Raw genomic sequence first — 18011 nt, 5'->3', positions numbered from 1 at the left:
TTTACCGGGCCTGAAAGGACCGCCGCCATGTGGAACCGCATCCTCGATACCGCGCTGCGCCAGTTGATCGTCACGGACGCGCTGGAACTGACATGGCCCGACGGTCACCGCACGCGCTACGGCGACGACAACGATCCGATCCGCGCCACCCTGCACCGGAAGGCCGTTGTGCGCGGGCTTGTGCTGCGGCCCGACCTTACGCTGGGAAACGCCTACATGGACGGCGACCTGACCATCGCCGGCGATGATCTGGACGGCTTCCTGTCGCTGCTGATGCGCAACCGCCAGCGCGGCCGCACCACGGCCTTGATGGACGCGGCGCGGCGGTTCGCGTCCCCGGTGCAGCGGCTGGCACGGCGCAATCCCCTTACCCGGTCGCGGCAGAACGTGGCGCATCATTATGACCTGTCGTCAGAGCTTTACGACCTGTTCCTTGACGCGGACCGGCAGTATTCCTGCGCCTATTTCACCAATCCCGCGATGTCGCTGGACGCCGCGCAGGACGCCAAGAAGCACCACATCGCGGCCAAGCTTTGCCTGCGACCGGACATGCGCGTCCTTGATATCGGGTGCGGCTGGGGCGGCATGGCCCTGACACTGGCGCGCGACTACGGCGCGCGGGTCGTGGGCGTGACCCTGTCCGACGAGCAGTGCCGGATCGCCACCGCCCGGGTCCGCGACGCCGGCCTGTCGCACCGGATCGAGATCAGGTTGCAGGATTACCGGCAGGTCGAGGGTCCCTTCGACCGTATCGTGTCCGTGGGCATGTTCGAACACGTCGGCAAGCCGCATTACGGCACCTATTTCGCCAGGGTCCGCGAACTGTTGACCCCCGACGGCGTGGCGCTGATCCACACCATCGGCACCGCGACGCGGCCGCGCGCCACGAACGAATGGATCAGGACGCATATCTTTCCCGGCGGCTACCTGCCTGCCCTGTCCGACATCCAGCACGCCGTCGAACACAGCGACCTGATGCCCACCGACATCGAGGTGCTGCGCCTGCATTACGCGCGGACCCTGCGTCACTGGCGCGACCGGTTCGAAGCGCGGGCGGACCGGGCCGCAGCGCTGTACGACGACCGTTTCGTGCGGATGTGGAGATACTATCTGGCGGCAGCGGAACGGTCGTTCATCGACGAGAGGCTGGTCGTGTTCCAGTTCCAGCTGGCCCGCGACAAGACGGCCGTGCCCCTGACACGCGACTATCTTTACCGTCAGGACCCGGCCCGCGCGACGATGGCGGCACAGTAGCGCGGGATTAGCCCCTTGCACCCCGCCCCATCGCTTCTATAAGGCGGAGAATTTGCAAAAATCCGGGGTCCGCCATGCCGAAACGCGATGATATCAAGTCGATCATGATCATCGGTGCCGGGCCTATCGTGATCGGTCAGGCCTGCGAGTTCGACTACTCCGGTGCCCAGGCCTGCAAGGCCCTGCGCGAGGAAGGCTACCGCGTCATCCTCGTGAACTCCAACCCCGCGACGATCATGACCGACCCGGGGCTTGCGGATGCCACCTACATCGAACCGATCACGCCCGAGATCGTGGCAAAGATCATCGAAAAGGAACGCCCCGACGCGCTGCTGCCCACGATGGGCGGACAGACCGGGCTGAACACCTCCTTGGCGCTGGCCGACATGGGCGTGCTGGAAAAGTTCGGGGTCGAGATGATCGGTGCCAAGCGCGAGGCCATCGAGATGGCCGAGGACCGCAAGCTCTTCCGCGAGGCGATGGACCGGCTGGGGATCGAGAATCCCAAGGCCACGATCATCACCGCGCCCAAGCTGCCGAACGGCAAGTTCGACATCAAGGCGGGTCTGGCGCTGGCCGTCGATGCCATCGAATACGTCGGCCTGCCCGCGATTATCCGCCCGGCCTTTACCCTTGGCGGCACGGGCGGCGGGGTGGCCTACAATCGCGAGCAATACGAACACTACTGCCGCACCGGCATGGAAGCGTCGCCGATGGCGCAGATCCTTGTCGACGAATCCCTGCTGGGCTGGAAAGAGTTCGAGATGGAGGTCGTGCGCGACCGCGCCGACAATGCGATCATCGTCTGCGCGATCGAGAACGTCGATCCGATGGGCGTGCATACCGGCGACAGCATCACCGTGGCTCCGGCCCTGACGCTGACCGACAAGGAATACCAGATCATGCGCAACGGCTCCATCGCCGTCCTGCGCGAGATCGGGGTCGAGACCGGCGGGTCCAACGTGCAATGGGCGATCAACCCCGCCGACGGCCGCATGGTCGTGATCGAGATGAACCCCCGCGTGTCGCGCTCGTCGGCGCTGGCCTCCAAGGCCACCGGTTTCCCCATCGCCAAGATCGCGGCCAAGCTGGCGGTCGGCTACACCCTCGACGAACTCGACAACGACATCACCGGCGTGACCCCCGCCAGCTTCGAGCCGACCATCGACTATGTCGTGATCAAGATCCCGCGCTTTGCCTTCGAGAAGTTCGCGGGATCGGAACCGCATCTGACCACGGCAATGAAATCCGTGGGCGAGGCGATGGCGATTGGTCGCACGATTCACGAATCCATGCAGAAGGCGCTGGCCTCGCTCGAAACCGGTCTGACAGGCTTCGACGACATTGCGATCCCCGGCGCGCCGGACGCCGCCGCGATCACCAAGGCGCTGGCAAAACAGACGCCTGACCGCATCCGCGTGATCGCACAGGCGATGCGCCACGGCCTGTCCGACGACGACATCCACGTCGTCACGATGTATGACCCCTGGTTCCTCGCCCGCATCCGCGAGATCGTGGAGACCGAGGAGCGCGTGAAGGCCAACGGACTTCCAAGCGACGAGGCCGGTCTGCGCCGGCTCAAGATGATGGGCTTCACCGATGCCCGTCTTGCCACGCTGACCGGCATGACCGAGACGCAAGTCCGCCGTGCCCGCATCAACGCCGGCGTCGTCGCCGTCTTCAAGCGGATCGATACCTGCGGTGCCGAGTTCGAGGCGCAGACGCCCTACATGTATTCGACCTACGAATCCCCCGTCATGGGCGAGGTCGAATGCGAGGCGCGGCCCAGCAATCGCAACAAGGTCGTGATCCTGGGCGGCGGGCCGAACCGGATCGGGCAAGGCATCGAGTTCGATTACTGCTGCTGCCATGCCTGCTATGCCCTGTCCGACCAGGGCTATGAAACCATCATGATCAACTGCAACCCGGAAACCGTGTCCACCGACTACGACACATCGGACCGATTGTATTTCGAGCCGCTGACCTTCGAACATGTCATGGAGATCATGCGGGTCGAACAGGACAACGGTACGCTGCACGGCGTCATCGTCCAGTTCGGCGGCCAGACCCCGCTGAAGCTGGCGAACGCATTGCAAGAGGCCGGCATCCCGATCCTCGGCACGACACCCGATGCCATCGACCTCGCCGAAGACCGCGAGCGGTTTCAGGACCTCGTCAACCGTCTGGGCCTGAAACAGCCGGTCAACGGCATCGCCTCGACCGATCAGCAGGCCTTCGCGATTGCGGAAAAGATCGGCTTCCCGCTGGTGATCCGCCCATCCTATGTGCTGGGCGGCCGCGCGATGGAAATCGTGCGCGACCGCGCCCAGCTTGAACGCTATATCTCTGACGCCGTGGTCGTGTCGGGCAAAAGCCCCGTTCTGCTGGACAGTTACCTATCGGGCGCGGTCGAGGTTGACGTCGATTGCCTGTGCGACGGGACGCACACCCACGTCGCGGGCATCATGCAGCATATCGAGGAGGCGGGAGTCCATTCCGGCGACTCTGCCTGTTCCCTGCCGCCCTATTCGCTGTCGGAGGCCATGATCGCGGAAATCCGCAGCCAGACCGAAAAACTGGCGCTGGCCCTGCACGTTGTCGGCCTGATGAACGTGCAGTTCGCGGTCAAGGACGAGGAGGTCTACCTGATCGAGGTGAACCCCCGCGCGTCCCGAACCGTGCCTTTCGTTGCCAAGGCCACGGATTCCGCCATCGCCTCCATCGCGGCCCGCCTGATGGCGGGGGAACCGCTGTCCAATTTCCCGCACCGGGCCCCCTACCCCGAAACGGAAAACCCGATGGACGTGCTGCCGCTGGGCGATGCATTCACCCTGGCCGATCCGAAAACACCGTGGTTCAGCGTGAAGGAAGCCGTGCTGCCCTTCGCCCGCTTCCCCGGCGTGGACACGATCCTTGGGCCGGAAATGCGCTCCACCGGCGAAGTAATGGGATGGGACCGCAACTTTGCCCGCGCATTCCTCAAGGCGCAGATGGGCGCAGGCACGATCCTGCCAGAGGAAGGCTGCGTCTTCGTCTCGATCCGCGACGACGACAAGACCGACGCGATGGCCACCGCATCGCGCGGGTTGATCGACCTTGGCCTGACCATCACCGCGACGCGCGGCACGGCGGCCTGGCTGAAGGGTCACGACATCCCCTGCGAGATCGTGAACAAGGTCTACGAGGGCGGGCTGACCATCGTGGACCGCCTGAAGGACGGTCACATCGCACTGGTGCTGAACACGACCGAAGGCGCGCAGGCGGTCGAAGACAGCCGCGACATCCGCGCCGTCGCGCTGAACGACAAGATCCCCTACTTCACCACCGCCGCCGCCGCACAGGCGGCCGTCATGGCGATGCAGGAACGCGCCAACGGTGCAATCGACGTGCGGTCCTTGCAGGGCTAACGACGCGCGGGCCCGGTCATGGACCCGCGACAAGAGCCGCGCGATGTGCTAGAATTCCGCCATGAAGGATGGAGGTGCGTCATGAAACATCTGCTGCCCCTGGCCTTACTGGCCGCCTGCGCTGACCCGGACCCGGCCCCTCCCGCCAGTCTGACCCTGTCCCCCAACGGCTACCGCGCAGACGGCGACCAGTGCCGGCTTGCGTTCGAGACGGAGTCGACGGTCGAATACCTCGACGATGCCGCCGACCTCGTGGCCTGTCCGGCGGACATGGAAAACCTGGGCGTCTTCGCGCTCGACACCGGTGGTGTCGAGGTGGCGCGCATCGCGGGCTATGTGCTCTACTCGGTACCGGTCCGGTAGCGCGGCCGAGTCCGTCGCACAGGGTGACCTGGCGGACCTCGTGACGGCAAAGATGGACTTCCCCCCCGTGGCCCGGCCATAATGCGCCGACACGGGGAGGCCCTACATGTATCGCGCAGCTATCACTGGAACCGGCGTCTTCACGCCGGATCAGGTCATCACCAACGCCGAACTGGTCGCGGCATTCAATGCCTATGCCGACCGCTACAACGCCGCGCACGCGGACGCCATCGCGACAGGCGAGGTCGCAGCCAAGGCCCATTCCTCGGTCGATTTCATCGTCGCCGCGTCTGGCATCGAACAGCGGCACGTCATCGACAAGAGCGGCGTCCTGGACCCTGACCGGATGTATCCGCATCTGCGCGCCCGCGGCGATGATGAACCCAGTCTCATGGCGGAAACCGGGGTCGATGCGATCAATACCGCGCTGGCGCAGTCCGGGATCACCGGGGACCAGGTCGATCTGGTGATCTGTGCTGCATCCAACATCGAACGTGCCTACCCCGCCGTCGCGGTCGAGATTCAACAATTGATCGGTGCCGGTGGCTTCGCCTTCGACATGAACGTCGCCTGCTCCAGCGCCACCTTCGGCATCCAGACCGCTGCCGACATGATCCGCACCGGCTCTGTCCGCACGGCTGTCGTCGTGAACCCCGAGATCACGAGCGCGCATCTGGAATGGCGCGACCGGGACTGCCATTTCATCTTTGGAGACGTGGCGACCGCGACGATCCTGCAACGGGCCGAAGATGCGCAGGGCGATCATTTCATCGTCAGATCAACGCGCTGCGCGACAGAGTTCAGTAACAACATCCGAAACAACGCAGGTTTCCTGCGGCGCACGCGCGACCAGATGGACGACCGCCGCGACATGCAGTTCATGCAGAACGGTCGCAAGGTCTTCAAGGAGGTGCTGCCGCTGGTCAGCCAGCACATCGCCGGTCACATGGCGGATGAGGGCATCACGGCTGACGATCTGAAGCGCCTCTGGCTGCATCAGGCCAACAAGGCGATGAACGACTACATCGGCAAGAAGGTGCTGGGTCGCGACCCGGAACCGGGCGAGCAGCCGAACATCCTGCAGGACTATGCTAACACATCCTCTGCCGGATCCATCATCGCGTTTTCGCAGAATTCGGGCGATCTGGCACCGGGCGACCTTGGCATCATCTGTTCGTTCGGCGCAGGCTATTCAGTGGGATCGGTCATCGTCGAACGGGCCTGATGACCACCCATGCTGCCGTCGCCCGATCGGCCGTTGCCCTACCGGCCGTTGAACGTCTCCGGGTCCGGCCCGGTCCGCTCGTCCCTGTTCAGGCGCGCGATCGCGTCGACATCGTCGCGCGTCAGATCGAAGTCGAAGATGTTCAGGTTGGCCTTCAGATGGTCGGTCTTTGTGGACCGCGAAATGACTGCACAGCCCAGTTGCAGATGCCAGCGCAGGATCACCTGTGCGGGCGATTTTCCGGTCCTGTCCGCAACCGCCCTGATCGGTGCGGCGTCAAAGGATCGCGCATTGCCAAGCGGCGACCAGCTTTGCGTGACGATGTTGCGGGCGTCGTTGACGCGCTGCATCTCGTGCTGTTGCAGCAACGGATTGATCTCGATCTGGTTCAGCACCGGGACCTCGCCCGTCTCGGCGATGAGGCGGTCCAGATGTTCGGCGTGAAAGTTGCACACGCCAATGGAGGTGACCTGCCCGTCGTCGCGGGCCGCGATCAGGGCATTCCAGGCTTCGACATAGCCGTCCTGATGCGGAAACGGCTAATGGATCAACATCAGGTCTAGCCGGTCCAGACCGATCCGGTTCAGACTGACCTGAACGGACCGGCGCGCGGCATCGTAGTCCATACCGTCGTTCCAGACCTTGGACGTGACGAACAGATCGTCGCGGGCGACGTCCGACGACCTTATGCCTTCGCCCAGTTCCGACTCGTTGCGGTAGGCAGCGGCCCCGTCGATCAAGCGATAGCCCATGTTGACCGCGTCGCGCACCACACGGGCCGTCTGGTTTTGCGGCACTTGCCAGATGCCAAGGCCGAAAGCCGGCATGGATATGCCGTCGTGAAATGACTTGCCGGGGATATCGGTCATGGTCGGTCTTTCCAGTGTGGGTGTGTCGGTTGAGGATGTTTCGGGTCGGACCCAACAGATCAAACAGCGGTGTGTTCCCGGAGTCCGGCCCGATGCGGCGTTCCGGCTTGCAAGGGCTACGGCCTCGCGGCTATCAGGCGGCGCATGGCAAAGCTCTATTTCAACTATTCCACCATGAACGCGGGCAAGTCGACGGTGCTGCTGCAGGCCAGCCACAACTACGTCGAACGCGGGATGCAGACGTTCCTGCTGACGGCCCAGCTTGACACCCGCGCGGGCCAAGGCCGCATCGCCAGTCGCATCGGGATCGGACAGGCGGCAGCAACATTCGCCCCCGGCGACAACCTGTTCCAGATGCTGGAACAGCGTCTGGTGCGCGGCCCCTGCGCCTGCGTCTTCATCGACGAGGCACAGTTCCTGGAACCCGCACAGGTCTGGCAGCTTGCCCGCGCGGTGGACGATCTGGATGTGCCGGTCATGTGCTATGGCCTGCGGGTCGACTTCATGGGCAACCTGTTTCCCGGATCGGCAACCCTGCTGGCCCTGGCCGACGACATGCGCGAGGTTCGCACGATCTGCCACTGTGGCCGCAAGGCGACGATGGTCGTGCGCAAGGATGCGAACGGTCGCGTGGTGCGATCCGGCGATCAGGTGCAGGTCGGTGGCAACGACCGCTACGTATCGCTGTGCCGCCGCCACTGGCGGGCGGCGATGGACGACGAGGAACCTGACCGCCTGCTCTGACGTTTGACCAAAAGGACGCGCGCCTGCGCGACCGTGGAGCCTTGGCCATGTCCGCAACGAAATACACCGCCCCCCACATGATGCTACACTGGACCATTGCCGTGCTGGTCATCCTGCAGATCGGATTTGCGGATGCGATGGCCGAGGCCTTCGATGCCCGGCTTGAAGGGATCAGCGTCGGATCCGACTGGACCGGCGGCGCGATCGTCCACGCGATGATCGGTGCCTCCATCGGCCTGCTGATGATCTGGCGTCTAGGCCTGCGCCTGACGACCGATATCCCGCCGCCCCCGCCAGAGGCATCGACCTCGATCCAGATCGTCAGCCGCGTGACGCATTGGATGTTCTACGGAATTCTGATCGGGATGCCGATGGCCGGCGCGCTGGCGTGGTTCATTCCGTCCGAACCGATGGCCGAAGCACATGAGGTCACCGCGAGCCTGTTGCTGGCACTCATCGCCCTGCACATCACTGGCGCGATGTATCACCACTTCGTCATGGGTGACAAAGCGATCCTGCGCCGGATGCTGCCGCGCTGACCGCTCAGACGGTCCAAAGCGCCTGTGGCAGCGGACGGCCTTCGGCCCAGGCGACGATGTTGTCCAACGCCATCTGGCCCATCGCCTCTCTGGTTTCCAGCGCGGCAGAGCCGAGGTGCGGCAGCAGCACGACGTTCTCCAGCACCTTCAAGGCGTCCGGCACCATCGGTTCCTTGTCGTAGACATCAAGCCCCGCGCTGATCCGCCCGCGCGCGAGTTCCGCGATCATGGCCGCCTCGTCCACCACATCGCCTCGCGCGATGTTAACGAAGACCGCGCCGTCCGTCATCTGCCCCAGGGCCGCTGCGTCAACCAGATGCGTGTTCGCGCCGCCGCCGGGCACTGTGACGACGACGATATCCGCCTGGCTCATCAGGCCGTGCAGATCGTCGACCTGCCGCGCCGGGAAATCGACATCCTTTGGCGAGCGGTTGAAATAGATCACCTTCATCCCGAAGCCGAAGTGCGCGCGCCGCGCGACGGCCTGCCCGATACGGCCCATCCCGATTATGCCGATCCGCTTGCCCGTCACATGGGTGCCCAGCATCTGCGTCGGATGCCAGCCGTCCCAGCCGCCGGACCGCACCAGCCGCTCGCCCTCGCCCGCGCGACGGGCGGTCATCAGGATCAGCGTCATGGCCAGATCGGCCGTGGCATCGGTCAGCACGTCCGGCGTGTTCGAGACATGGATTCCCGCCGCCTGAGCCGCCGCCACGTCGATATGATTGAACCCCACGCCGAAGCTGCCGATCATGCCGCACCGCTTGTCCGGCACGGCAAAGGCCATGTCGCTGAAGCGATCCCCCAGCGTGCAAAGGATCGCGTCGAAGGATTGCAGGGCGGTCGCGGCGTCCTCGACACTCAGCCCGTCGGTGCGGTCGCGGATCGTCACGTCGAACAACGCCTGCGCTGCGGCGATGGTGGCGTCGGGAAAGCGGCGGGTCAGCAGAAGGGTCTTCAATGCAGGCGTCCTCCGGGCGGCACGTCCTGGTCGGGTGCAATCAGCACGACCGCACCTTCAGCGTCCGGCAGGCCCAGCACCAGCACTTCCGACATGAACCTGCCGATCTGGCGCGGGGGAAAGTTGACCACGGCGCAGACCATGCGCCCGACCAGCGCGTCCGGCGTGTAATGCACCGTCAGCTGCGCGCTGGTCTTGCGTTCTCCGATTTCGGCTCCAAAGTCGATCCAAAGCTTGATCGCGGGCTTGCGCGCCTCCGGGTAGGCCTCTGCGCGCGTGACGCGGCCGACGCGGATGTCGACGGCCATGAAGTCGTCAAAGCCGATCTCAGCCATGGGCCAGCTCCCGGCTACGGTCGGCAGCAGCGCTCACGGCACGGGCCAGAAGCATCGGAAATCCCGTCTGCGCATCCATCAGAACCTCCAGCGCCGCCTGCGTGGTGCCGTTCGGGCTGGTGACGTTGCGCCGCAATTGTGCCGGGTCTTCAGGGCTGTCCTCGGCCAGCTGACCCGCACCGCCCACAGTCGCCTTGGCCAGCGCCATTGCCAGATCGGGGTCCAGACCCTGTGCGACACCGGCGGCCGCCAGCGTCTCGATCAGGTGAAAGACATAGGCCGGACCGGACCCGCTGACGGCGGTGACGGCATCCATCTGGCCTTCATCCGCCAGCCGCACGGTCTGGCCCACCGCCCCCATCAGCGCCTCGGCCAGCGCGAGATGGTCGTCGGTCGCGGCGGCATTCCCGATCAATGCGGAAATCCCCCGCCCGATGGCCGCCGGCGTGTTGGGCATGGTGCGCACGATCGGCGTCGCGGCACCGAACGTCGACTCGAACCGCGCCAGCGGCGTGCCGGCGGCGACCGAGACGAACAGCGTGCCACCCCCACCCAGCGCCTGCATGGCCGGCAAGGCCTCGCCCATCATCTGCGGCTTCACGGCCACCAAGGCAACGGCGGGATCGTCGGGCAGATCGGCATTGACATGCACGCCCGTGGTCTTCAGCCAGTCGCTGGGGCCCGGATCGACGACCCAGACCGACACCGGTGGCAGCCCGCCCTTCAGCCAGCCATCCAGCAGGGCAGAGCCCATCTTGCCGCAGCCCAGCAGGACCAGACCGCGGCGGGCCACATCATCCATGTTCATCGGCAGGTCCCCCATCCTTTTCGGAAAGCCTATGCAGGACGCGACCGATGCACAACACGCGGTGCCGCAGGCCCACCTTCTTCTGGTCGAAAATATCTCGGGGGGTCCGGGGGGCTGGGCCCCCGGCGTGGCGACGCGCGCAGACGCGGCGCAAATCCTTCAGGCGCGGCCGTAGACCTCGCCGATGGCGATGCGGATCGCTTCCGCTGGCGTCCGCTCGGCCCAGGTCACCAGTTGCAGCGCCGGGTAATAGCGTTCGCAGCTGCTGACGGCGGTGTGGATCATCGTGTCGATCTGCTCGGGGCTGGCGATCTGTTCGCCCGCCAGCACAAGACCGTAGCGATAGACCATCATCTTCTGCTCCGGCCACCAGGTGAAGGTGCCGGCCCAGCTGTCGTCGTTGATCGTGTTCAGCGCCTCGAACAGGGCCTGCGTGCGATGCGCGGGTGGTTCCATCTCGAAGGTGCAGATCAGGCGCAGCGTCTCGTCCATTTCGGACCACGACAGGGTGATCGCATAGGTGCGCCACTGACCCTCGACCGCCATCGCGATCTGGTTGTCGGCAAGACGGTCGAACTCCCAAGCGTGATGCTCTGCCAGGGATTCCACCAAGTCGATGGGATGGATCTCGTCGCTGTGAAAATACTGCTCGGTCAGTGCCATGTCGTTTGCCTCGCTCTCATGTGCCGGGTTTGGACCCTATCCCCAGCACTATGCCACTGCTCTAGTGACGGTATGGTTCTTGCTTGGCCCCCACGAGATATGGTGCGGCCGCAAGGCGCACCTGTAAAGTCGTTTCTTGGGGATAAGTGCCTGATCTGCGTCTTTTGACGTCGTTATGCACAAGATATCGCGTTTTCACCCTGCTGGCCAGTCACAAGACAAGAGTGCATCGCAAGCACCGTCCAGCCCGGCGCAACCTTGCCGATGCGAGACGCCGCGCAACGAAAAGCCCCCCGTGCATGTCGCACGGGGGGCTGATCGCATATCGGGTCCGAAGGACCGTATGAAGAGACCGTTATTCGGCCGGCAGCATCACGGTGTCGATCACGTGGACCACACCGTTCGACTGATAGACGTCGGCTTGGGTCACGGTTGCGACCTGGCCACGCTCGTCGGTCAGGGTGACGGTGCCGTCAGAGCCGACTTCGGCCTGCAGGATGCAGCCACCGACGGTCTCGACCGGGTGGGTGCCACCGTCGGCGGCGATCATGCCCATGATCGCTTCGGCGTCCGCATCGGCCGCCACGACGTGGCAGGTCAGGATTTCAGCCAGCGCTGCCTGGTTCTCGGGCATCATCAGCGTTTCGACCTGCGCCGGGTCCAGCTTGGCAAATGCATCGTTGGTCGGAGCGAACACGGTGAACGGGCCTTCGCCCGACAGCGTCTCGACCAGACCGGCGGCCTGGACGGCTGCGACCAGCGTCGTCAGGTTTTCGGCGTTCGACGCATTCTCGACGATCGTCATGTCGGGCATCATCTCGGCCCCGCCAACCATCGCGTTGCCAGCTTCGCTCATATGCGACTCAGCAAAGGCGGCACCAGTGGACAGGGCGAATACGGCAGCGGCGGTCATCAGATTGGTCTTCATGGTCATATGATACTCTTTCTTCAACATGCGGGCCATCATGGCCTGCGATGTCTTAGAAACGAGCGGGCGCGCAACTAAGTTGCCCGCGATCACGGAACTGTGTCAGAAATCCGTAGGCGCACCGCCCTCGGCCTTGCGGTGTGCGACAAATGCCTGCAGTTCCTCAAGAGTGTCCGGTGACATCGGCGGGGGTTCGTAACGCGCGATAATGTCCTTGAAGATGCGGTGCGCGCGTTCCGCCGTCCAGATGCCGCCCGCAACCTCCCATGCCTCGTAGTTGCGCCAGTCGGATGCGATGGGCGCGTAGAACGCGGCCTCGTAACGGTCCTGCGTGTGCTGGATGCCGAAGTAATGGCCCGACGATCCGACCTCGCCGATCGCGGTCAGCGCCACGTCGTCGATGCCTGTCGCGGTGATCGACGGGTCCATGTAGCGCTGGATCATCTGGATCACCTCGCAGTCCATGACGAACTTCTCGGGCGAGGCGATCAGCCCTCCCTCCAGCCAGCCGGCGGCGTGATAGACCATGTTGGTGCCGGACTGCACGGCGGACCACAGCGAATTGCAGGTCTCCCACATTGCCTGCCCGTCAGGCACGTTGGCGGCACAGACACCGGATGCGCGCAGCGGCAGCTTGTAGAACCGCGCCATCTGCCCGGTCATCTGCGTCGCGCGCATGTATTCCGGGGTCCCGAAGGCGGGCGCTCCGGACTTCATGTCCACGTTGCTGGTGAAGGTGCCGATGACGCAGTTCGCCCCCGGCACGACATACTGAAACAAGGCGATGGCCGACAACGCCTCTGCGATGCTGAGTGTCACCGCCCCTGCCATCGTCACCGGCGCCATCGCCCCGGCCAGCGTGAAGGGCGTCACGACCACCGCCTGCCCACGCCGGATCAGCCGCAGGCAGCCGTCGATCATCGGGACGTCGTGCTTGAGCGGAGAGGTGGAGTTGATGTTGGTGAACATGCGCGGCGTGGCGCGAAACTCCGCATCGGTCAGGCCACCGGCGATGCGGACCATTTCCATCACGTCCTCGACCCGTTCGGGACCAAGCGAATAGGCGTGGACGACCTTGTCAGTCAGGGTCAGCATGTCGAACAGGATGTCGAGGTGGCGGATGCTGGCGTGGATGTCCTGCGCTTCGACCGGGTAGCCGCTGACGAAGTGGATGCAGTTGAAATACTGGGTCAGGCGCAGCAGATCGGCACTGTGACGGCGCGTCCCGCTGACCTTCTTGCCCAACTCCAGATCGTAGTAATTCGGCGGCGACCCGACATTCGCGAACAGGATATGGTCTCCGCCGATGGGGATCTTCCGGTCGGGATTGCGAGGCGTGATGGTGAACCGCGCCGGCGCGCGCGCCAGCATCGCCATCACCCAGTCGCGGTGCATGCGCACGTTGGTGCCCCGCACCGTGCAGCCCGCCGCGCGGAACAGGTCCAGCGCCTCCTCGTTCAGGAACTCGATCCCGATGTCTTCCAGGATCGTCATGGCGCCGTCGTGGATCGCCTGCACGCCGTCGGGTCCAAGGGGTTCTGTCGGTCGGTCGGTGTTGACCGGAATACGCCACGGCATCTGGTCGATCGCCTCATGACCGCGCCTGGCCGCATTTCCAGCGCGGCCGCCGCCACGCTTGCGATGATGATCGGTCATGTCGGTCCCTTGCTGCCGCCGGATCAGACTGACGCAAGCGCGGGGTGTCCGATGCGGTAAAGGCGACAGGAGGTGTCGTTCTCAGGCGTTGGCGTTCAGCCAGTCCGGCAAGCCGTCGATGTTGACCAGCACCGCGTCCGCGTGCGGGACAAGGTCGTCACGCGCGGCGGGGCCGGTCAGCACGCCGATGCAGACCATGCCGGCCACGCGTCCGGCGGCCAAGTCATGGGTGCTGTCGCCGACCATCGCGCAGTCGGCGGGGGCGATCCCGGTCGCCGCGCAAAATGCCAGAAGCTGTCCGGGGCCGGGTTTCGCGCCAAAGCCACTGTCGTAGCCCGCGACAAAGGCCAATTCATCCACGATTCCCGCGTCTTCCAGATGCCGAATCGCCGGGAGTTCGGCATCGTTGGTCACGACCCCGAGCGTCAGCCCCCGCGCGCGCAGGGCGGTCATCAGCGCAGGAAGATCGGCGGCCGGCATCTGCGGTACTGTGGTCGAGATGTCGTTCATCCGCGCGGTCAGCGCAGCCACGTCCCACTGCCCGGTGACATCGGCGACGACGCGCGCCACCACGTTGGTCGGTTCCGCGATCACCACGCTGCCCGGCAGGAACAGGTTCGTTGCCAGGTCATAGCCCAGCGCCGCGGCCAGCCGGCGCAACAGGGCAGGATCGCCCCCCGTCTCGGCCACCAGAAGAGTACGCACGAACGCCCCCCAGGTCGCGTTGAAGTCAAACAGCGTCCCGTCCTTGTCGAAGATGATCGCCCTGATCATGCGAAGGTCGCGCGCGCCGTCATGTCCAATGGACCTGTTCTGCCCCCGGCAGGGCATAGCGCGCGCGCAGTGGTGCGTCGTAGGGCAGACCGTGGGCGTCGCAGAAGGCCACGACCCAGTCGTCTCGCTGGGTCAGAAAATCGAGGACCGAAGCCAGGAACGACGGGTCAAATGCGCCGGTGCGCAAATCATCGGGCGACAGGCCGCTGCCGCCCATGAAGGCGCCCGACAGGTCCTCATCGGCGGCGACGTGGGCCAGGGCCTGCAGGGCAAGCACCTCGGCGGTGTCGGGTGTCATGGCAGATCCTTTGCAAGGGTGAACACTTTTTTAATCATTCGGTTGCAGATTGATCGGACGATGGTGAAACCGTCAGTTAGGGATTGCAAGATGTCCGGCAGAATATTGATCGTCGACAGCGTATCGACAAACCGCATCGTTCTGCGGGTCAAGATGCTGGCCGCGAAGTACGATGTCGATGCCGTCGCCAGCTGCGCAGAGGCGGCCGCCCGGATCGCGGTCTGTCCCCCCGATCTGATGCTGATCAACCTGACCGACGACTCCGACGTTGGCCACGGCTTTTGTCGCAAGCTGCGCGTAGACCCGAAAACCACGCATATCGCAATCATCTCGATCGGGGCGCTGGATACCAGCGTGGCGCGGTTCAGCGCGCTGGATGCCGGGGCCGACGACGTGCTGCCCCGCCCGATCAGCGATGCCCTGCTGCTGGCCCGCGTGCGCAGCCTGATGCGGCGGCGGAACATGTCGCGCGAGTTGCAGATGAGGGACGGCACAAGGCGAAACTTCGGTTTCGACGAAACGCCGAAGCCGCGCATCACACCAGCCCGCATCACGTTGCTGTCGGAAAACCCGGTCACCGCAAGGGCGCTGGTCGATACGCTGGAACAAAGGATGAAACAACGGATCAGGATCAACACCTTCGATTGCGCCCTGACGGACACGACCGACGGGGACACGGCCAGCGGGGGCACGACCGACGGGTGCACGACCGACCTGTTCATCGTGGATGGCACCGCGCCCGTCCTGACCGCCGGCCAGATGTTCCGTCTGGTGGCCGACCTGCGGGCGCGCGAATCCACGCGGCTTGCGGCGCAGATGGTCCTGTTGCCGCGACAACATGCGGACACGGGCGCCATGCTGCTGGACCTTGGTGCCGACGATGTTGTCATGGGTGCGGTGGGCGCAGATGAATTGCTGCTGCGGGCCCGCAGTCTGCTGCGGCACAAATTCGACCAGGACCGGCTGCGTGACACGTTGCGCCACGGCATGCATGCCGCGATGATCGACCCGCTGACCGGGCTTTACAACCGACGCTATGCGGAATCGCACCTGCGCCACATCGCAGAACAGGCCCATGCGGCAGGCTCTCAATACGCCTTGATGATGATCGACATCGACCATTTCAAGCGGATCAATGACAGCTATGGCCATGCGGCGGGCGACCGCGTCCTGTGCGGCCTTGCGACCCGGCTGAAACAGAATTTCCGGCCAGAGGATCTGGTCGCCCGAATCGGAGGAGAGGAGTTTTTGATTGCGATGCCGCGCACCACTCAGGGCGAGGCGATTGCCGCGGCCCAGCGTCTGCGACGCCTCGTCAACATCCGCCCCTTCCCGATCGGTGACGGGGCAACCGACCTGCGGGTCACGATCTCAGTCGGGGTCGCGCTGGATTCGCTGAACCCGCAAGACGCCACCAGCCTTGGCGACCTGTTCAAGCGCGCCGATGCCGCGCTTTACGATGCCAAGGCAAACGGGCGTGACGCCATCGCGTTCAGCCAGAGCGCGGCCTGAACGTCGCACGCTTCGACGACGCGACCGGCCTCGAGAGACAGCCAAGCTTCCCTTGTCTTCAAGAGGCTAAGAGAGTTGCACCGAACGCCCGACCCCGCCGCGCCGCAGCTTGGGCCGGTCAAATCCTGAAGCTCGGCCGCCGCGCCAATGTGCTGTGCCGTGTTGGGGCGGGCAGCGTCGCGCAAGCAATCTGCCGCAAATGCCGCGATCAATGACAGGAAGACGCCACGCCGGTCGCTAACGGTCGTCCTTGCCACGAATCAACCGGTCGGCCAGCGCCGCCCGCGCATCAGGCGTCATGCCGTCGATCCGGTCGGCCAACACAGCGGCCGCCACCGCCTGCACCTGCGCCGCGCGCTCTGCCGGGGCGGTCAGGGCATTGCGCAGGGCCGTCGGGTCATAGGGCTCTGCCGCGATTGCAGCGATCAGGGTCCGCAGATCTTCACGGCGATTGGTCCGCGGCCCCAGATCGCGCCTGTCCTGCAGGGCGTCCCGGATCGCGGCCCGATCCTCGGGCATTAGGGCGCGGGCCACAGGACCAAGGCTCATGCTGAAGTCGCGCGGCGGCCGCCCCTCGTGACCCCGCACTGCGATGCCGGCCGCCAGCCCTGCCACCGCCAGGTTCAAGGCCAGCGACAGGGCCAACGCGATCTGCATGACCCGCAGTCGGCGCGAAGGGGGAAACGGGTCAGCCATCGGACGATTCCTCGAACAGGGTCAGGTCGGTTTCGGGCAGGAACGTCACGGTCTGGGTGGTGCCGATCAAGGTGGCTGCAAACCCTTCGATGCTGGCAGGGGGGGCCACGCCGACCCAGAGGCCGGTCAGACCCGCCGCGACCACACCGCCCCAGGCGGGCCAACCGCCGATCAGGTCGTGCAGCCACGCCAGCCGACGCCCTGCCGGCAACCTGACGTTGCCCCTGACCGTCGCGGATTGAACGCGCGCCGCGTCTGCCAGAACGCGGGCCATCAGATCATCGGACGGCACCACGCCAGCGGAACGCCCCTGTGCAAACAGCGCGTCGAGGTCTTTGTGTGCGCGATCAGTCATCTTCATACCCCAGTGCCGCGCGCCGATCGGCCAGACTGGCCATCAGCGCCCGTTTGCCCCGCGCGGTCAGGCTTTCCACAGCCCGCGGCGAGATGTCCATAATGGCGGCAATCTCGGGGTTGGAAAGCCCCTCCAGATGCCGCAGCGCCACGGCCTGCGCCTATCGGTTCGGCAGGTCGGCAAGCGCGTCCGACAGCGCCCGCAGGCGCGTTTCGGTCTGGATCGCCGCCGCCGCAGCCGGCGCCGGATCGGCGGGTTCCGCGATCTGGTCCAGCCCGACGCCGCCACGCCGGCGACGGCGCAGGCGGTCGGTGCACAGGTTCGCGACCACACGGTAAAGCCAGGTGCTGACCTGCGTCTCGCCTTGCCGCCAGTCGGGGGCGATGCGCCACAGTCGCAGCATCGCCTCCTGAGCGACATCCTCTGCTTCGGCTCGGTCCTGCAACATGCGCATCGCCTGCCCCATGACACGCGGCAGCAACCGGCCCGTCAGATCGCGCGCCGCTGTCGGATCGCCATTGGCAAAGGCCACCAGCAAGGCGCTGTCCGGGATCGCATCCGGGTCTGATGGCAGTTCGGTCATGTCCCGCATGCTTAGGCCGATCCAGATGGGGTGACAACGGC

At 65.2% G+C, this 18011-nt stretch carries 17 protein-coding genes and 2 pseudogenes; 7 read left to right on the top strand and 12 right to left on the bottom strand.

Translation table 11 applies throughout. The features are described from left to right. The first annotated feature begins 27 nt into the window (after nucleotides 1-27). The 4 genes from ACOI1H_RS05055 (at nucleotide 28) to ACOI1H_RS05040 (ending at nucleotide 6249) form a co-directional block, all read left to right on the top strand. The gene (locus tag ACOI1H_RS05055; RefSeq protein WP_422435638.1) at nucleotides 28-1254 is read left to right on the top strand and encodes a class I SAM-dependent methyltransferase; all 1227 of its coding nucleotides are present in this window, start codon (nucleotides 28-30) and stop codon (nucleotides 1252-1254) included. 74 nt (nucleotides 1255-1328) lie between these two features. Then, on the top strand, nucleotides 1329-4661 hold the full coding sequence (carB, locus tag ACOI1H_RS05050; protein WP_422435637.1) for a carbamoyl-phosphate synthase large subunit: 3333 nt from the start codon (nucleotides 1329-1331) through the stop codon (nucleotides 4659-4661). Between the two features lie 81 nt (nucleotides 4662-4742). Further along, nucleotides 4743-5024: a hypothetical protein gene (locus ACOI1H_RS05045; protein ID WP_422435636.1), complete on the top strand. Its 282-nt coding sequence runs from the start codon at nucleotides 4743-4745 to the stop codon at nucleotides 5022-5024. A gap of 106 nt (nucleotides 5025-5130) precedes the next feature. Then, entirely contained in the window at nucleotides 5131-6249 is a 1119-nt protein-coding gene (locus ACOI1H_RS05040) for a beta-ketoacyl-ACP synthase III (protein WP_422435635.1), read from the top strand. A gap of 38 nt (nucleotides 6250-6287) precedes the next feature. Here ACOI1H_RS05040 and ACOI1H_RS05035 read toward each other — a convergent pair. Further along, nucleotides 6288-7076: pseudogene (locus ACOI1H_RS05035) on the bottom strand (aldo/keto reductase). Between the two features lie 186 nt (nucleotides 7077-7262). Here ACOI1H_RS05035 and ACOI1H_RS05030 point away from each other — a divergent pair. Together ACOI1H_RS05030 and ACOI1H_RS05025 are read left to right on the top strand one after the other, a co-directional pair. Beyond that, complete coding sequence (locus ACOI1H_RS05030; protein WP_422435634.1) at nucleotides 7263-7862, top strand: thymidine kinase; 600 nt, start codon at nucleotides 7263-7265, stop codon at nucleotides 7860-7862. A gap of 47 nt (nucleotides 7863-7909) precedes the next feature. Further along, complete coding sequence (locus ACOI1H_RS05025) at nucleotides 7910-8401, top strand: cytochrome b (protein WP_422435633.1); 492 nt, start codon at nucleotides 7910-7912, stop codon at nucleotides 8399-8401. Between the two features lie 4 nt (nucleotides 8402-8405). On the opposite strand, the gene ACOI1H_RS05020 is transcribed toward ACOI1H_RS05025, so the two are convergent. The 8 genes from ACOI1H_RS05020 to ACOI1H_RS04985 all read right to left on the bottom strand — a co-directional run bounded on the left by ACOI1H_RS05020 (nucleotide 8406) and on the right by ACOI1H_RS04985 (nucleotide 14824). Further along, a complete protein-coding gene (locus tag ACOI1H_RS05020; RefSeq protein ID WP_422435632.1) occupies nucleotides 8406-9362 on the bottom strand; it encodes a 2-hydroxyacid dehydrogenase in 957 nt (318 codons plus the stop codon). Continuing rightward, complete coding sequence (locus tag ACOI1H_RS05015; RefSeq protein ID WP_422435631.1) at nucleotides 9359-9697, bottom strand: tRNA-binding protein; 339 nt, start codon at nucleotides 9695-9697, stop codon at nucleotides 9359-9361. Before ACOI1H_RS05015 ends, ACOI1H_RS05020 begins: the two co-directional genes overlap by 4 nt. After that, nucleotides 9690-10505, bottom strand: coding sequence for a pyrroline-5-carboxylate reductase (proC, locus tag ACOI1H_RS05010; RefSeq protein ID WP_422435630.1), 816 nt, complete (start codon nucleotides 10503-10505; stop codon nucleotides 9690-9692). Before proC ends, ACOI1H_RS05015 begins: the two co-directional genes overlap by 8 nt. 159 nt (nucleotides 10506-10664) lie before the next feature. Then, nucleotides 10665-11168, bottom strand: coding sequence for a YbjN domain-containing protein (locus ACOI1H_RS05005; RefSeq protein ID WP_422435629.1), 504 nt, complete (start codon nucleotides 11166-11168; stop codon nucleotides 10665-10667). Between the two features lie 355 nt (nucleotides 11169-11523). Beyond that, nucleotides 11524-12102: a fasciclin domain-containing protein gene (locus ACOI1H_RS05000; RefSeq protein WP_422435628.1), complete on the bottom strand. Its 579-nt coding sequence runs from the start codon at nucleotides 12100-12102 to the stop codon at nucleotides 11524-11526. A gap of 96 nt (nucleotides 12103-12198) precedes the next feature. Further along, the gene (locus ACOI1H_RS04995; RefSeq protein WP_422435627.1) at nucleotides 12199-13752 is read right to left on the bottom strand and encodes a trimethylamine methyltransferase family protein; all 1554 of its coding nucleotides are present in this window, start codon (nucleotides 13750-13752) and stop codon (nucleotides 12199-12201) included. Between the two features lie 81 nt (nucleotides 13753-13833). Beyond that, nucleotides 13834-14526: an HAD family hydrolase gene (locus ACOI1H_RS04990; RefSeq protein ID WP_422435626.1), complete on the bottom strand. Its 693-nt coding sequence runs from the start codon at nucleotides 14524-14526 to the stop codon at nucleotides 13834-13836. Between the two features lie 19 nt (nucleotides 14527-14545). Beyond that, nucleotides 14546-14824, bottom strand: coding sequence for a DUF3572 domain-containing protein (locus tag ACOI1H_RS04985; RefSeq protein WP_422435625.1), 279 nt, complete (start codon nucleotides 14822-14824; stop codon nucleotides 14546-14548). Between the two features lie 90 nt (nucleotides 14825-14914). On the opposite strand from ACOI1H_RS04985, the gene ACOI1H_RS04980 reads away from it, so the two are divergent. Next, complete coding sequence (locus ACOI1H_RS04980) at nucleotides 14915-16336, top strand: diguanylate cyclase (RefSeq protein WP_422435624.1); 1422 nt, start codon at nucleotides 14915-14917, stop codon at nucleotides 16334-16336. Between the two features lie 237 nt (nucleotides 16337-16573). On the opposite strand, the gene ACOI1H_RS04975 is transcribed toward ACOI1H_RS04980, so the two are convergent. The 3 genes and pseudogenes from ACOI1H_RS04975 to ACOI1H_RS04965 form a co-directional block, all read right to left on the bottom strand. Then, nucleotides 16574-17032 carry a periplasmic heavy metal sensor gene (locus ACOI1H_RS04975; RefSeq protein ID WP_422435623.1) on the bottom strand — a complete coding sequence of 153 codons (459 nt, stop codon included), beginning with the start codon at nucleotides 17030-17032 and terminating at the stop codon, nucleotides 16574-16576. Beyond that, nucleotides 17025-17387: a hypothetical protein gene (locus tag ACOI1H_RS04970; RefSeq protein ID WP_422435622.1), complete on the bottom strand. Its 363-nt coding sequence runs from the start codon at nucleotides 17385-17387 to the stop codon at nucleotides 17025-17027. The genes ACOI1H_RS04975 and ACOI1H_RS04970 overlap by 8 nt, the downstream gene beginning before the upstream one ends. Further along, nucleotides 17380-17970 (bottom strand): annotated as a pseudogene (locus tag ACOI1H_RS04965) (RNA polymerase sigma factor). Before ACOI1H_RS04965 ends, ACOI1H_RS04970 begins: the two are co-directional and overlap by 8 nt. Nucleotides 17971-18011: the final 41 nt, after the last annotated feature.

The sequence above is a fragment of the Loktanella sp. DJP18 genome (assembly GCF_049310965.1).
Classification (GTDB): Bacteria; Pseudomonadota; Alphaproteobacteria; order Rhodobacterales; family Rhodobacteraceae; genus Loktanella.
This window is presented reverse-complemented; position numbering and strand designations above follow the sequence as displayed.